At 58.1% G+C, this 14,235-nt stretch carries 12 protein-coding genes and 1 riboswitch; of the genes, 3 read left to right on the top strand and 9 right to left on the bottom strand.

Annotated elements, in window-relative coordinates; genetic code table 11:
* The first annotated feature begins 9 nt into the window (after positions 1 to 9).
* The gene (locus B0B09_RS03390) at positions 10 to 897 is read left to right on the top strand and encodes a UTP--glucose-1-phosphate uridylyltransferase (RefSeq protein WP_076658370.1); all 888 of its coding nucleotides are present in this window, start codon (positions 10 to 12) and stop codon (positions 895 to 897) included.
* A 124-nt stretch (positions 898 to 1,021) separates the two neighbouring features.
* Positions 1,022 to 1,537, top strand: coding sequence for a putative pterin-binding protein (locus B0B09_RS03385; protein WP_076658369.1), 516 nt, complete (start codon positions 1,022 to 1,024; stop codon positions 1,535 to 1,537).
* A gap of 179 nt (positions 1,538 to 1,716) precedes the next feature.
* Here B0B09_RS03385 and B0B09_RS18090 read toward each other — a convergent pair whose 3' ends face one another.
* Positions 1,717 to 1,983 (bottom strand): hypothetical protein, encoded by a 267-nt coding sequence (locus B0B09_RS18090; protein ID WP_242654333.1) that lies wholly within the window; start codon positions 1,981 to 1,983, stop codon positions 1,717 to 1,719.
* Between the two features lie 18 nt (positions 1,984 to 2,001).
* Between B0B09_RS18090 and B0B09_RS03380 the strand changes: the two genes are divergently transcribed.
* Positions 2,002 to 4,083 carry an ATP-binding protein gene (locus B0B09_RS03380; RefSeq protein WP_242654332.1) on the top strand — a complete coding sequence of 694 codons (2,082 nt, stop codon included), beginning with the start codon at positions 2,002 to 2,004 and terminating at the stop codon, positions 4,081 to 4,083.
* Between the two features lie 384 nt (positions 4,084 to 4,467).
* Here the strand turns inward: B0B09_RS03380 and gcvP are convergent, their stop codons facing one another.
* The 8 genes from gcvP to B0B09_RS03340 all read right to left on the bottom strand — a co-directional run bounded on the left by gcvP (position 4,468) and on the right by B0B09_RS03340 (position 14,210).
* The gene (gene gcvP, locus B0B09_RS03375; protein ID WP_076658367.1) at positions 4,468 to 7,311 is read right to left on the bottom strand and encodes an aminomethyl-transferring glycine dehydrogenase; all 2,844 of its coding nucleotides are present in this window, start codon (positions 7,309 to 7,311) and stop codon (positions 4,468 to 4,470) included.
* 18 nt (positions 7,312 to 7,329) lie between these two features.
* Positions 7,330 to 7,689 carry a glycine cleavage system protein GcvH gene (gene gcvH / locus B0B09_RS03370; RefSeq protein ID WP_076658366.1) on the bottom strand — a complete coding sequence of 120 codons (360 nt, stop codon included), beginning with the start codon at positions 7,687 to 7,689 and terminating at the stop codon, positions 7,330 to 7,332.
* A gap of 15 nt (positions 7,690 to 7,704) precedes the next feature.
* A complete protein-coding gene (gene gcvT, locus B0B09_RS03365) occupies positions 7,705 to 8,826 on the bottom strand; it encodes a glycine cleavage system aminomethyltransferase GcvT (protein ID WP_076658365.1) in 1,122 nt (373 codons plus the stop codon).
* A 160-nt stretch (positions 8,827 to 8,986) separates the two neighbouring features.
* Positions 8,987 to 9,072: riboswitch (glycine riboswitch) on the bottom strand.
* 58 nt (positions 9,073 to 9,130) lie between these two features.
* Positions 9,131 to 10,285 (bottom strand): M24 family metallopeptidase, encoded by a 1,155-nt coding sequence (locus B0B09_RS03360; RefSeq protein WP_076658364.1) that lies wholly within the window; start codon positions 10,283 to 10,285, stop codon positions 9,131 to 9,133.
* Complete coding sequence (locus tag B0B09_RS03355) at positions 10,282 to 11,064, bottom strand: maleate cis-trans isomerase family protein (protein ID WP_076658363.1); 783 nt, start codon at positions 11,062 to 11,064, stop codon at positions 10,282 to 10,284. Before B0B09_RS03355 ends, B0B09_RS03360 begins: the two co-directional genes overlap by 4 nt.
* 59 nt (positions 11,065 to 11,123) lie before the next feature.
* Entirely contained in the window at positions 11,124 to 12,647 is a 1,524-nt protein-coding gene (locus tag B0B09_RS03350; protein WP_076658362.1) for a tripartite tricarboxylate transporter permease, read from the bottom strand.
* A 3-nt stretch (positions 12,648 to 12,650) separates the two neighbouring features.
* Positions 12,651 to 13,148, bottom strand: a complete 498-nt coding sequence (locus tag B0B09_RS03345; protein WP_076658361.1) for a tripartite tricarboxylate transporter TctB family protein — start codon at positions 13,146 to 13,148, stop codon at positions 12,651 to 12,653.
* Between the two features lie 78 nt (positions 13,149 to 13,226).
* Positions 13,227 to 14,210 (bottom strand): tripartite tricarboxylate transporter substrate binding protein, encoded by a 984-nt coding sequence (locus B0B09_RS03340; RefSeq protein ID WP_076658360.1) that lies wholly within the window; start codon positions 14,208 to 14,210, stop codon positions 13,227 to 13,229.
* Between the last annotated feature and the right edge of the window lie 25 nt (positions 14,211 to 14,235).

Raw genomic sequence — 14,235 nt, 5'->3', positions numbered from 1 at the left:
GCACGAGTGATGACACATATCCGAAAAGCCGTTTTTCCCGTTGCAGGGATGGGAACACGTTTCCTGCCCGCGACCAAGTCCATTCCCAAAGAAATGCTGACATTGGTTGATCGTCCTTTGATCCAATATGCGGTGGATGAAGCACGCGAAGCTGGCATCGAGGAGTTCATCTTTGTTTCTGCGGCAGGCAAAGGCGCATTGGAAGACTACTTTGATACGGCCGCTGCGCTGGAAACACGATTGCAGGCGGCAGGCAAAGCAGACGCACTTGCCGCCCTTGAACCGACGCGCATGCCCGAGGGTGCCTTGACAATTCTGCGTCAAGCCCAGCCCCTGGGGCTTGGCCATGCTGTCCGCCAAGCCAAGAGACTGATTGGAAACGAGCCCTTCGCAGTTATCCTGCCTGATGATGTGATCAAGGGCGAACGCGGTGCATTGGCGCAAATGGTTGATGCCCATCGCGACATCGGCGGGCATATGGTTGCGACCATGGACGTTCCGCTTGCGGAAACACACATGTATGGCATTCTCGACGTCAAGAAAGAGGCTGGCGCGCTTGCCTATGCACGTGGCTTGGTTGAAAAACCCCGCCCCGATCTGGCGCCGTCAACAAAGGCGGTCATCGGTCGCTATATTCTGGACAGTGCGATCATGGATCGCCTTGACGCTTTGTGCCCCGGCGCAGGTGGCGAGTTGCAACTGACAGATGCAATCAATGCTGACGTCAAATCTGTGGGTGTCACCGGATATTTGTTTGAAGGACAACGGTTCGATTGCGGGTCGGTCCAAGGCTATGTTCAGGCCACTGCATCATTCGCCTTAAGCCGGGCAGACCTGCGCGACGCATATGCAGCCTTTGTCGATCAGCGCTCCCGACCGCTGCGTTTGGTCGCCTGATTTGGATCAAACCGACACGCATGCCCCGCCGACCTATCCGAATGGATAGGCCGCTATCCCCATGCCCGCGTGATTTCGGATTTTTTCAATGTCAAAAGAGTGCGGTAAAATTAGAGGATACCCCATGTTCAGCCACTTCAAAAAAATTACACTTGGTCTGTCACTGGCCGTTGGATTGGTTTCAATTTCGATGGCACAGGAGATGGCAGCGCCGTCCGGCGATGTTGTGTTGGCTGTGTCTGGTGATCTCTCAATGACCAATGATGGCGACCAACTGCTTCTTGATCTTGATATGTTGATGGCATTGCCAGCCACGACATTTGAGACCTCAACCATTTGGACTGACGGCGTGCATGAATTTACAGGCGTCTCACTCGCAGACTTTGCCGCCAGCATCGGTGTAGAGGCCGGGCAGTTTCTGGCGACGGCGATCAATGACTATACGGTTGAGATCCCCTTCAGCGATGCGGTCGCGGATGGACCTATCATCGCTTATCTGATGGACGGCAACGCAATGTCTGTCCGCGACAAGGGGCCGCTCTGGGTGATCTACCCATATGACAGCAACAGCCTCTATCGCTCGGAAGTAGTGTATTCGCGCAGTATATGGCAACTCGACAGGGTGAAAATCGTTCAGTAACCCTGTAGGTCAATTGAAAGTCTTCAATCGAAGGGACCTCTGAGGTGTTCACGACCATTTTGCCACGCAATCGCAAGGGCCGCAGGATTGCGCTCCTAGCGGGCTTTGTCGCAACATGCTCGGTTGCTTTTCTCGCTTTTAACGTGTCGCAGGAAATCCGCCTGCTCGGCTCTGCCCAATCAGACAATGTGCAGTGGTCGTTGGTTCAAACGCAGGTTGAATTTCTTGACTTTGTACAAGAAGTCGAGGCCGATCCTGTTGACCCGGCGCAGATGCGGCAAGAGTTCGATGTCTTTTTTAGCCGCATAACAACCGTCAAAGAGGCGACTGTTTTCGAAGGTTTGCGCGCTGATCCAGCAGTCCGTCAGCATCTGGAAACACTGACCGCGTTTCTGGACGAAGCTGTAAGTATTATTGATGCGCCTGACGATGAACTCTTGCGGCAAGTTTCGCGTTTGACGTCCATGGCGCTCGAGATTGCGCCAACAGTGCGCGCTCTGGGGAACTCCGGGCTTGATCTCTATGCGAGAGAGGCGGACTTCCAACGTGAAAAAGTTGCACGCACGATGACTCAATTGGCCGTTGCTATTGCCGCGCTGATTGCTGTGCTCTTGTTCGCAATTCTCCACCTCTACCGTCTGAACGCAAATATTTACCGCCGGGAACAAGAGAACAAACAAACGTCGATGCGGATGAGCACCGTCATGGGCACGTCTCTTGACGGCGTCATCGTATGCGACGCCAATGGGCTGATTTTGCAGTTCAGCCCAGCAGCCGAAGGAATATTCGGTTTCAAAGAAGAAGACGTCCTTGGCCAAGAAATCGGATCTGTCATTGTGCCCGATCACATGCGCAAAGCGCATGACGCCGGCATGGAGCGTATGCGCGACAAAGGCGAAAAACGCGTTGTCGGGAAAGGGCGCGTCAAGCTGGAAGCCAAGCACCGTGAGGGCCACATCTTTCCCGTTGAGCTTGCAATCCAATCAGCAACGACCGACGAAGGAGAGATCTTTGTCGCATTCTTGCGCGACATCTCAAATCGCGTTGCAGCAGAGGCCGAACTTGTCGCGGCGCGTGACAAGGCGTTAGCTGGAGAGAAACTCAAGACCGACTTTCTGTCCACAATGAGCCATGAGATCAGAACACCTCTCAATGGGCTTTTGGGAAACATGAGCCTGTTGCGCGACACAACATTGAGCCCCTTGCAGGAGCGGTATGTCGGCTACATGGAAACGTCCGGTCGCCTCTTGATGAGTCACATCTCCGATGTCTTGGACATTACGCGCTACGACGCGGGAAAGCTCAGCACGCGGTCACGACCGGTCGATATTTCCGCTTTGCTGCAGGATATTGTGGATAACCAAAAAGGCACGGCCACAAGGAATGAGACTTCGTTAACTTGGCGTTGGCGCGGCGAACCGATGAACAGGGTTCTATCCGACCATGACCGGCTTCAACATGTCCTGATGAACCTGATCGGCAATGCTGTGAAATTCACCCGGCGTGGAGAGGTTTCGGTCACCGTCGAAAACGTTGGCGAAGCGGACGAGACTGAATTGCTGATCAAGATTGCAGACACCGGGCCTGGTATATCAGCGGACCTTGCTGAGCGTATTTTTGATGATTTCGTCACCGGCAACGTGGCGTATGACCGTGAAGCCGGCGGGACCGGATTGGGCCTGAGCATCGCAAAACGTTTCGTCGATGCACTGGGCGGTGAAATTGGTGTGGAGAGCGTGGTTGGTGAGGGCAGTACCTTCTGGGTCAAACTGCCGGTCACGCCGGCCGGAGAAGCGGATGACAAACCAAAACGACCAGCGATCCTGCTGCCGACAAGGCCCCTCAATGTGTTGTTGGTCGAAGATAATGAAATCAACCGCATCGTCGCCCGTGAGATGCTGCAGGCCGAGGGACACTTGGTTGTTGAGGCCCATGATGGACCACAGGGTGTCGCGGCTGCGGCCGAGACCCATTTTGACCTCATCCTGATGGATATCAGCATGCCGATTATGGACGGTCGCGCAGCAACCCGGGCCATACGCAACAGCAATGGTGCCTGCAAAGATACCGTCATTGTTGCCCTCACCGCCAACGCCATGCCCGAGGAGCAAAGGGAGTTTCTTGCAGATGGCATGAACGGCATCCTGACCAAACCCCTCTCGCGCCCCGCGTTGCGTGATCTGCTTGGCCAAATTGGTCGTCCATCAAGTCACGAGACACACGGCATGATCGATACCGGCCATAGCGATCAGACACGTGATACACTGGGTGAAGAGGCCTTTGTGAAACTCAGGTCTCGTTTTGTGACCGAAGTCGATGAATTTCAAGACTGGCTAGAGTCCGGCGAGGTCCATGATTTTCTTGAGATATCCGCACGGGCCCATAAAGTTGCAGGGAGCGCGGCGGTATTTGGCGCAGGTCCGTTGGGAAAGACACTCAAGCAAATTGAGAGGGCTGCCAAAGTGGGAAACGTCGACGATATACGTGATAGTTCAGCGCGTTTCGCCGCCAGTTGGATCCAAACAAAGGCTCAGCTTTCGCAGTAAGTTTCCGGACACTTAGCTTCCAGAGACATGACGGCAGTTCGATCATATGGCGTACAATAGCCGCGATACAGAATTGCAGACACTGTCGAACTGGATTGTTTGGGTGATGCCCGCATTGTTCGCCGCTCCGCCCCGGAGGCCTTGATCCGCAACCGGCATTGTCTTCAAGCCTTTTTTCCGCCTGGATCACCCCAACAGGTGGGCAACGGTGCACCAGTTTCCAAATTCTGGGCGACAAACTGCGTCATCAGCTCATAGAGCGGCAGCATGTTGATCTGCCTGCAACGGCAACATTTATGCGTGCCTTTTTCAATAGGTCCGCCCGAAAGCGCCGGCACCCGTTGGCTGCCGGCACATTACGGTCACACGGTCCTGATGCAGCCCCTACTCTGCCGCTTCCAGATAGTCTGTCATCGGCGGGCAGGTGCAGGTCAGGTTGCGGTCGCCCCAGACATTGTCGACGCGGTTGACCGGTGGCCAGTATTTGTCGATCCGGAACGCACCGGGCGGGAAACACCCCACTTCGCGTGAATAAGGCCGGTCCCAGTCCAGCACGAGGTCTTCCATCGTGTGGGGAGCGTTCTTGAGCGGGTTGTTGACCGCGTCGATCTGGCCATTTTCGATCTGGGCAATCTCGGCGCGGATTGCCAGCATCGCATCGCAGAACCGGTCAAGCTCGGCCTTGGTTTCGGATTCCGTGGGTTCCACCATCAGCGTTCCGGCGACGGGCCAGCTCATCGTGGGGGCGTGGAAACCGTTGTCGATCAGGCGCTTGGCGATATCGTCTACTGTCACACCGGCGCTCTCCGCAAAGGGGCGTGTGTCGATGATACATTCATGCGCCACACGGCCGGTCGGGCCTTTGTAGAGAACATCAAAGGCCCCTTCGAGCCGTTTGGCGATGTAATTGGCGTTCAGGATCGCAACGCGCGTGGCTTGCGTCAGCCCCTCACCGCCCATCATCAGGCAATAGGCCCAAGAGATCGGCAAAAGCGAGGGCGAACCGTAAGCCGCCGCCGACACCGCCCCTTCCCCGCCGTTGGGATCGCCGGGCAGATGCGGGATCAGGTGTGATTTCACACCAATCGGGCCCATGCCGGGGCCGCCACCACCGTGGGGAATGCAGAAGGTTTTGTGCAGGTTCAGGTGGCTGACATCGCCCCCCAGATCACCGGGGCGCGACAGGCCGACCATCGCGTTCATATTGGCCCCGTCGATATAGACCTGACCGCCGTGCTCATGAGTGATTTTGCACACCTCGGTCACCGTTTCCTCGAACACGCCATGGGTCGATGGATAGGTGATCATGCAGCCTGCAAGATTGTCGGCGTGCTGCGCGGCTTTGGCGCGGAAATCATCCAGATCAATATCGCCTTTGGCGTCCGATTTAATCGGCACCACGGTCCAGCCGACCATCTGCGCCGAGGCGGGGTTCGTCCCGTGCGCGGACATCGGGATCAGACAGATGTTACGGTGCCCCTGTCCCTGCTCTGCGTGATAGCGCGCAATCGTCAAAAGCCCCGCATATTCACCCTGTGCACCGGAATTGGGCTGCATCGAAATCGCGTCATAGCCGGTCACATCACAGAGTTTCGCCGACAGATCGTCGATCATTTCGTGATAGCCTTCGGCCTGATCGCGGGGCGCATAGGGGTGCAGCAACGCGAATTCATCCCACGACACCGGCATCATCTCGGCGGCGGAATTCAGCTTCATGGTGCACGACCCCAGCGGGATCATGGCGCGGTCCAGCGCCAGATCACGATCCGCAAGGCGGCGCATATAGCGCATCATTTCCGTCTCGGCGCGGTTCATGTGGAACACTGGATGCGTCAGATAGTCAGACGTGCGGATCAGCTTTTCCGGCATGTGATAATGCGGTGTATAATCCTTGTCCGCCCGCGTGATGCCAAAGGCGCGCCAGACGGCCTCGATTGTCTCGGGCCGCGTGCGTTCATCGAGCGTAATCCCCACGCGGGTTTTGCCCACGGCGCGCAGGTTGATCCCTTCGTTCACCGCCGCGGCGATGACAGCCGCCTGCAACGGCCCGACATCGACCGTTACCGTGTCAAAAAATGTGGCAGGACGCACGTCAAAGCCCGCGTCTTTCAGTCCCTCAACCAGCCGCGCGGTTTTGCGGTGAATGCGTTGGGCAATGGCTTTCAACCCCTCGGGGCCATGGAAAACGGCATAGAACCCTGCCATCACCGCCAAAAGCGCCTGTGCCGTACACACGTTGGACGTCGCCTTTTCGCGGCGGATGTGCTGTTCGCGGGTCTGCAAGGACAGCCGGTAGGCGCGGTTGCCGTGACTGTCGATCGACACACCCACAATGCGGCCGGGCATAGACCGTGCATAAGCCTTTTTCGTCGCCATATAGGCCGCGTGCGGGCCGCCATAGCCAACGGGCACGCCAAAACGCTGGGTGCTGCCGATGGCGATATCGGCGCCCATCGCACCGGGTTCTTTGAATAGCGTCAGTGACAACGGGTCAGCCGCAATCACACCAATGGCGTTCTCGGCATGCAGGGCTGCTATCTGGTCGGTGAAATCACGCAAATGCCCGTGGGTCCCGGGAAATTGGAAGATCCCGCCAAAGACCGCCGCGGCGTCCAGTGTGTCCGGATCACCCACGATCACCTCGATCCCCAGCGGTGCGGCGCGGGTCTGGATGACGGCGATGTTTTGCGGATGGCAGTTTTCGTCGACAAAGAACGCTTTGGCTTTGCTCTTGGCGACACGCTGCGCCATGGTCATTGCCTCGGCGCAGGCGGTTGCCTCGTCCAGCAGGGACGCGTTGGCAATCTCCAGTCCAGTCAGGTCGGAGACCATGGTCTGGAAGTTCAACAGGGCCTCAAGCCGGCCCTGTGAAATCTCGGGCTGATAGGGCGTATAGGCGGTGTACCACGCAGGGTTTTCGAAAATATTGCGCTGGATTGCGGGGGGCGTGACCGTGCCATGATACCCCTGCCCGATCAAAGACGTCAGCACCTTGTTCTTTTGCGCCGTCTTTTTCATACTACGCAGCAACTCTGCCTCGGACAGCGGCTTGCCGAAGTCCAGCGGGTCTTTCTGCCGGATCGCGGCAGGCAATGTGTCGTCAATCAGCGCATCAAGGTCTTTTGCCCCGACCACTTGCAGCATCTGCACCATTTCGGCCTGCGAGGGTCCGATATGGCGGCGGTTGGCAAAGTCATAGGGCAGATAATCGGTCGGGGTAAAAGGCATGTCAGGCTCCGCGCGTGTTCAGGCGATCATTGCGTTATAGGCTGCTTCGTCCATGTACTCGTCCATCTGTGACGGGTCGGACGGCTTGATCTTGAAGAACCAACCGTCCCCGATGGCGTCGTCGTTGGCGAGGGCGGGATTGTCGGCAAGGGCTGTATTCACTTCAACGATTTCACCGTCCAGTGGCGCGAGGATATCAGACGCGGCCTTGACGCTTTCGATGACCACGATCTCGTCGTCCTTGGTCACGGTCGCGCCGACTTCGGGCAATTCGACAAAGACGATATCGCCCAGTTGGGTCGTGGCGTGTTCTGTAATCCCCACGACGATCAGATCGTCTTCGGGGCGCAGCCATTCATGTTCTTCGGTGTATTTCATCGGGGCTCTCCAGAGTTAACGTTTGAAATTGGCAGGTGTAAAAGGCATCGCGGCAACAGTCAGCGGCAGGCGCTTGCCGCGCAATTCGCCCCAGACGGTGGTGCCGTTGGCTGATAAATCCGTGGGCAGATAGCCCATCGCAACAGGTGCGCCGACGGTGGGACCGAAACCGCCTGAGGTGATCGCACCTATCTGGGTGGTGGCCTCTTCACTTGCAAAAAGCGGCACACCTTCGCGCATGGGCGCACGGCCTTGCGGCAGCAGCCCCACACGTTTGCGTGCGGCACCTTCCGCCAGTGCCGGCAAAACCACATCCGCGCCAACGAACCCTCCAGCGCGCGCGCCACCTGTGCGGCGGACCTTCTGGATGGCCCAACCAAGGGCGGCCTCGGCGGGGTTCGTACCGGTGTCGATATCATGTCCATAAAGGCAAAGCCCCGCTTCAAGGCGCAGACTGTCGCGTGCGCCCAACCCGATGGGGGCCACGTCCTGATGCGCCAATAGCGCCTCTGCCAACGCCACCGCCTGATCCGCAGGGACCGAGATTTCATAGCCGTCCTCGCCGGTGTAGCCTGACCGCGAGACCCAGCATTCCGCGCCCGCGAGTGTCAGCGTCGCGACATCCATAAAGCGCATTCCGGCCGCGCGGGCGTCGAGGGTGGACAGCACAGCCTCGGCCGCCGGCCCCTGGAGCGCCAAAAGCGCGCGGTCGGTGATTTCGGTGACGGTCACATCCGTCAGTTCCGCCTGCATATATGCGATATCCGCGGCCTTGCAGGCGGCGTTCACAACGATGAAAACATGATCGCCACCGTTCGCCAGCATCAGATCATCACGGATACCACCCTGCGCATTGGTGAAAAAACCATAGCGCTGACGGTTTTCAGCCAGACCCAGAATATCCACGGGGATCAGCTGCTCCAGTGCCGCAGCCGCACTGGCGTAATCGGCACCCGTCACGCGTACCTGCCCCATGTGGCTGACGTCAAACAGACCTGCCTTTGCCCGCGTGTGCAGATGTTCCTGCAGCACGCCCATCGGATATTGGACAGGCATGTCGTAGCCTGCAAAAGGCACCATTTTTGCCCCCAGCGAAAGGTGCAGCGCATGTAGCGGGGTTTGGTGCAGATCAGACATCGTCAGGCCGTTCCTTCTTTCCGGCCGACAGGATCTTGCGATCAAACGGCACCACATGGGCACGGCAGCGGATGCCGACGTGCGTGATGCCCCCTCTGTCCTGATGCCTGAGATTGCTATCCCTTCGGCGGGCAGCGACCTGCCACTCTCCAGAGTCTTCTTACCTACGTCGGTCCTGTGGCCTGAGAGTTTCCGGGGCGGTTGCTCCTTCGGCACCAACTGGGTTGGTTCTCCCGACGTCGATTGCGACGCAACTTGCCCCGTTCCCGACCTGCGCGCAAGAGATTCGATGCACGCGAAACCTCTAAATGATCGGCAGTTCCGGCGCGGCACGGGTCGTCAGCAAACGCCCCCCTGCGGGTGTCACCACGATGTTCTCTTCATGCACCATCATCAGCCCGTCACCGTAAGACACAGAGGGTTCCAATGTGATGACCATATTCTCTTGCAAGACCGTCGCATCAAAGCCCGCGAGCGAGGGTTGTTCGGTCAGTTGCAGTCCCAATCCGTGCCCGAAGCGACCTATGTCACCCCCGCTGTCTTGTATCTCGGCGATCACTGCGTTCATTGCGGCACAAAGGGCCTGACAGGTGGTTCCGGGGCGCGCTGCGGCAATCCCCGCTTGGGTCGCGCGCCAAAGCACGTCATAGGCGCGTTTGGCCATGTCATCGGCCCGCCCGATTGCCCAGTTGCGATCAAAATCACAATAATATCCGTCACAGACCATGCCACTGTCCAGCATCAGGATATCGCCCTTTGCCAGCGGTGTGCCGTCCGGCGGCGAGATGACATCCGCATAGCCCCCCTGTGCCGCTGCCCCCACCACATAGGGCGCACCATCGGCCCCCTGTGCCAATGCAGCGCGCCGAAACTCACGGAACACAGCATCAAGCGGCGTGCCTTCTTGCGCAAACGCGGGCACCTGCGCAAAAGTCGCCGACCCGATCGCGCAGATCTGGGCAAGTTTCGTAATCTCGGCGTCGGATTTCACCATCCGCAGGCCTTGCACCAGCGGCCCCGCGTCCGTGACCTGAAGGCCCGGCAATGCTGCCATCAACCTGTTCCAATCTGCCAAAGGCATACGCAGATGTGTCTCGTGGCCCAGCATGATACCGATCTTTGTACAAGGCGCCAACAGCTCAGTCAGCAAGCTGATCCCGTCATCCGCAGGACAAGGCGCGCACCATGTGCGGATGTCGTCCACCCATGTCTGACGCATAAGAGCCGCACCGATTTCCGGGATGATCGCGACGGGCTTGCCTGCGTGCGGCACAAAAACAAACCATGGCCGTGTCGGGCTTTGCCAGAACAGGGTTTGGAAGCCGGTGAAATAGGTAACTTCTGCTTCGGTCATCAGCAACAGGCCATCAAGTCCCTGCTCCGCCATCTCTTCCTGCGCGCGCGTTGTACGTGTGCGATATTCAGCCTCCGGAAACCCGCGTGTCGATGGTGCCGTCATCTGGGCACCGTGCCTGATATCGCGCGCCCGCTGTGTTTGAAAATCTGGCCGAACCCCTGCAGGTCATCCATGATCCCTGCCCTGCGCAAACACGACCAGAACTGCGCCTGATTTGAGGTAATGACCGGCTTACCTACGATCTGTTCGATCTCGTCGACGACCTCAAGCGCGCGGATGCCGCTGCAAGACATAAAAATCGCATCCGCATCCGGGCGGTCGAGGTCCAGCGCAAACTGCTTCCAGTAACCGGGGGTGACGCGCCCGAATTCAACGCCGGTTGCCAGTTGCAAACCCTGAATATCCAGCACGTCAAAACCCGCTTGCGCCAGATAAGCGGCCTCGGCGGTGTTGATCTCGTCCAGATAGGGCGTGCCGACGACGATCTTTTGCGCGCCCACTTCACGCAACGCATCCATCACACCGGTGACAATGCACATAGGCTGGGTCCATGGCGCGCCTTTGCGGATTTCGCGAAAGACGCTTTGCTCGCCGCAGATAATCGAGCCGGAGGTGCAGCAATAGCTGATCACCTCGGGGCGCATATCGGGCTGCAGGCGCGCGGCGGCATCGGCCATATCGTCGATGTGTCGCGCCAGCGTTTCATTGGTGGTGTGATCATCCGTTTTCAAACGGGTGAAATGGACGGCCACACCACCGGGGGCCATATCCATGCAATCGGCCTCACAGGCCAGATCGGTGGACATCAGGATAAACCCCAGCCGCGCGCGATGGTGCCGGCCTGCGTCCATTTCGGGTGTACGGGGTTTGGACAGGATCATGCCCAAGTGTTAGGTCGCCGCGCGCAGATTCCAAAACGAAATCTGCGCGCCTGCCATAATCAATCGCCGTCGGCGACACCTTCTGCCCGCTTACGCGCACGGCGTGCACGGAAGCTTGGCAAAAGTACCAGCACCGCGGCCAGGACCAACAAACCCAATGTCATCGGGCGTTCTAGGATAAAGCCAAGGCCCTGATAAAGCTGCATCGAGCGGGCAAAGTTGTCTTCCAGCATCGTGCCAAGGATGAAGCCGATCAAGAGCGGTGCCAGAGGATAATCCGCAAACCGCAGGATCGTAGCGACCACGCCAAAGCCCACAAGGATCAAGAGCTCGGTCGCGTTATTCTGCCCGATATAGGCCCCCATCAGCGTAAAAAACAGGATGAAGGGGATCAGGTAGTTACGCGGGATCGACAGGATTTTGGCGATATAGGGGATCAGCGGCAGGTTCAGCACCAAGAGCACCAGATTGCCGATGAACATCGAGATAATAACAGCCCAGAAAATCTCGGGCGTGTCCGTCATCAGACGTGGCCCGGGGGTCACATTCAATGCAATCAACGCGCCCAGCAGGATCGCCGTCGTGCCGGAACCGGGGATACCCAGCGTCAGCAAAGGCACGAATGACCCCGTGCAAGCCGCGTTATTGGCTGTTTCCGGCGCAGCAAGGCCCTTGATTGACCCTTTGCCGAATTCGGCCTGCTCTTCGCCTTTGGCAAGGTTGCGTTCCACAGCATAGCCGAGAAAAGACGCGATCGTGGCCCCCGCACCGGGCAGAACGCCGATGAAAAAGCCCTGAATAGACTGACGCCCGATCACCGGCAGCATCGCCCGCCCCTCAGCGCGCGAAAAGCGCAGATTGGTGATCTTGTTGCTGCCGCCTTCGGCATTGCTTGCGCCGCGTGCGGGGTTCAGTACAAGAAAAAGCGCCTCTGGCAGGGCAAACATCGCCATCGCCAGTGTGATAAAGCTGATGCCGGACTGCAGGTCCATCATGCCCATGGTAAAGCGCGGCATGCTGAACAATGCGCCCTCGCCGACGGTGGCAAGGATCAGACCCAGCAAGGTCATCATCAGTGCCTTGCCGACCTGCCCCGTGCCCGCAAAGGCCGCGATGGCAGAAAGACCCACAACCATGAGCGCAAAATACTCGGCCGAATGGAACAAGAGCGCGACAGACGACAAAGCCGGCGCAAAGATCATCAAGAGGATCGCCCCGATCGTACCGCCCGCAAAACTGCTGACGGCGGCGATGGTCAGCGCCTTGCCTGCCTGCCCCTTGCGCGCCATCGGATAGCCGTCGAAACTGGTGGCGACGGTCCCTGCCACACCGGGCGCATTCAGCAGGATCGACGAGGTCGAGCCGCCGAAGATCGCACCGTAGTAGACGCCGGCCAACAGGATCAGCGCCGCGGCCGGATCACCTAAAGTGATCGCCACTGGGATCATAATGGCGATAATCGACATCGGCCCCAGCCCCGGCAACATGCCGATGAATGTTCCGATCAGACAACCGAACACCACCATCAGGATGTTCTGGACGGAAAAGGCCGCTTCAAGGCCAATCATAATTCCTTCAAGCATGACCTACATCCCCATGAAAAACGGAAACGGACGCAAGAAGATGCCAAGCACCTCTTGGACCAGATACCACACAGAACCGGTGGCGAAGACCGCAACGGGGATCATGATGTGAAACTTGCGCTCACCCAGGATCGCGCTGCCTGCGGTCAAAAAAACAGTGGTCGAGATCAGAAAACCTGCAGGCCGCAGCATCAGCGCGTAAAGCACCATCAACGCAAGCAACATCAGGGCCTGACCGAGTTTGTATTCGTGCAAACGGCGATAGTTGATTTCAGTGGCCGAGGGGCCCGCGTCGCTGTCGTCGGTCTTTTCCAGACCCAAGAGCACAACCAGACCAACGATAATCCCAAGCACGGCCAGCACCTTTGGAAAGGTCGAGGGCCACACAGGGTTACGTTGCATAAAGGGGGGAAGAAGCTGATCCATCGTAAAGAATGCGGCATAGCCATAAACGCAGCAAAATAAGACAAAGATCAGCGCGATCCAACGATCCAGCGCCATGAATTCCCCTCCCTGAAAATTCGTATAGTGGAACCGTCCCGCATGATTGCGGGACGGCATAGAATTGCGGCTTGGTTCTTAGAGAAAGCCGAGTGTCCGCATCAGGTCACCGATTTCCTGCTCCTGGTTGTCCAGGAATGTACGGAAATCATCACCGTTGTTGTAGATGTTGACCCAGCCGTTACGCGCGCGCACTTCTTCCCATTCGGGTGTGTCGTACATCGCAGCGATAGCGGCCTGCATCTTCCCAACCTGTTCGTCAGACACACCGGGTGCAGCAAAGAAACCGCGCCAGTTGACGAATGTGGTATCCAGCCCCTGCTCGATCATTGTGGGCGCACTGTCATAGGCCGGTACACGCTCTGGGGATGTCACGCCAAGAATGCGGACTTCGCCTTGGTCAGCCAGGGCAATCGCCTCGGAAAAGCCGGTTGAGAGCGCCTGAATTTCACCCGACAGCAAACCTGCCATTGCCGCGCCACCCGCGTCATATGGAATGTAGTTGAACGCTGTGGGGTCTTCGCCAGCGGCCTGCATCACAGATGCCGCAACAAGGTGGTCAAGCCCGCCTGGCACAGACCCACCGCCAATGGCAAAGCCCATGCCATCTTCGCGGTACGCTGCCAGCAGATCATCCATTGACTGGATCCCACTGTCGGTGCTGACAACAATTGCCGCATAGTCACCGATCGTGCCGGCGACGAGCGTCAGATCACGATAGCTTTGTGGAAACACGCCTGTGAGCGAGCGGATGATGATTGGTGTCGAGTTCACCATCATAGTGTTCTGCAGTGATTCCGCATTTTCGATCAGGTGGGCAATCGCCACACCGCCACCGCCACCGGACATGTTTTCGTAGGATGCTGTGCCCACAAGGCCGGACGCGGTCAACGCCTCACCCGTGCCACGTGCTGTGCCGTCCCAACCACCACCAGCACCGCCGGGGATCAGAAAATTTATCTCGTCCATCACCTGATGGCCGCCAGCAGTTGCTGGGTTCGTAAACGCGAGTGTAACGGCCGCAGCGGCCGCCACGACCCGGCGGGTCATGTTCATTGTCATCTGTATTCCTCCCATTTGACAGGCG

The sequence above is a fragment of the Yoonia rosea genome (assembly GCF_900156505.1).
GTDB classification, from domain to species: Bacteria; Pseudomonadota; Alphaproteobacteria; order Rhodobacterales; family Rhodobacteraceae; genus Yoonia; species Yoonia rosea.
This window is presented reverse-complemented; position numbering and strand designations above follow the sequence as displayed.

What these genes read in the sequence shown, in the direction of transcription:
- B0B09_RS03390 (WP_076658370.1), top strand. Translation starts at nt 10, where the DNA reads ATGACACATATCCGAAAAGCCGTTTTTCCCGTTGCAGGGATGGGAACA.
- B0B09_RS03385 (WP_076658369.1), top strand. Translation starts at nt 1,022, where the DNA reads ATGTTCAGCCACTTCAAAAAAATTACACTTGGTCTGTCACTGGCCGTT.
- B0B09_RS03380 (WP_242654332.1), top strand. Translation starts at nt 2,002, where the DNA reads ATGGCGCTCGAGATTGCGCCAACAGTGCGCGCTCTGGGGAACTCCGGG.
- gcvP (WP_076658367.1), bottom strand. Translation starts at nt 7,311, where the DNA reads ATGCCTTTTACCCCGACCGATTATCTGCCCTATGACTTTGCCAACCGC.
- gcvH (WP_076658366.1), bottom strand. Translation starts at nt 7,689, where the DNA reads ATGAAATACACCGAAGAACATGAATGGCTGCGCCCCGAAGACGATCTG.
- gcvT (WP_076658365.1), bottom strand. Translation starts at nt 8,826, where the DNA reads ATGTCTGATCTGCACCAAACCCCGCTACATGCGCTGCACCTTTCGCTG.
- B0B09_RS03360 (WP_076658364.1), bottom strand. Translation starts at nt 10,285, where the DNA reads ATGACGGCACCATCGACACGCGGGTTTCCGGAGGCTGAATATCGCACA.
- B0B09_RS03355 (WP_076658363.1), bottom strand. Translation starts at nt 11,064, where the DNA reads ATGATCCTGTCCAAACCCCGTACACCCGAAATGGACGCAGGCCGGCAC.
- B0B09_RS03350 (WP_076658362.1), bottom strand. Translation starts at nt 12,647, where the DNA reads ATGCTTGAAGGAATTATGATTGGCCTTGAAGCGGCCTTTTCCGTCCAG.
- B0B09_RS03345 (WP_076658361.1), bottom strand. Translation starts at nt 13,148, where the DNA reads ATGGCGCTGGATCGTTGGATCGCGCTGATCTTTGTCTTATTTTGCTGC.
- B0B09_RS03340 (WP_076658360.1), bottom strand. Translation starts at nt 14,210, where the DNA reads ATGACAATGAACATGACCCGCCGGGTCGTGGCGGCCGCTGCGGCCGTT.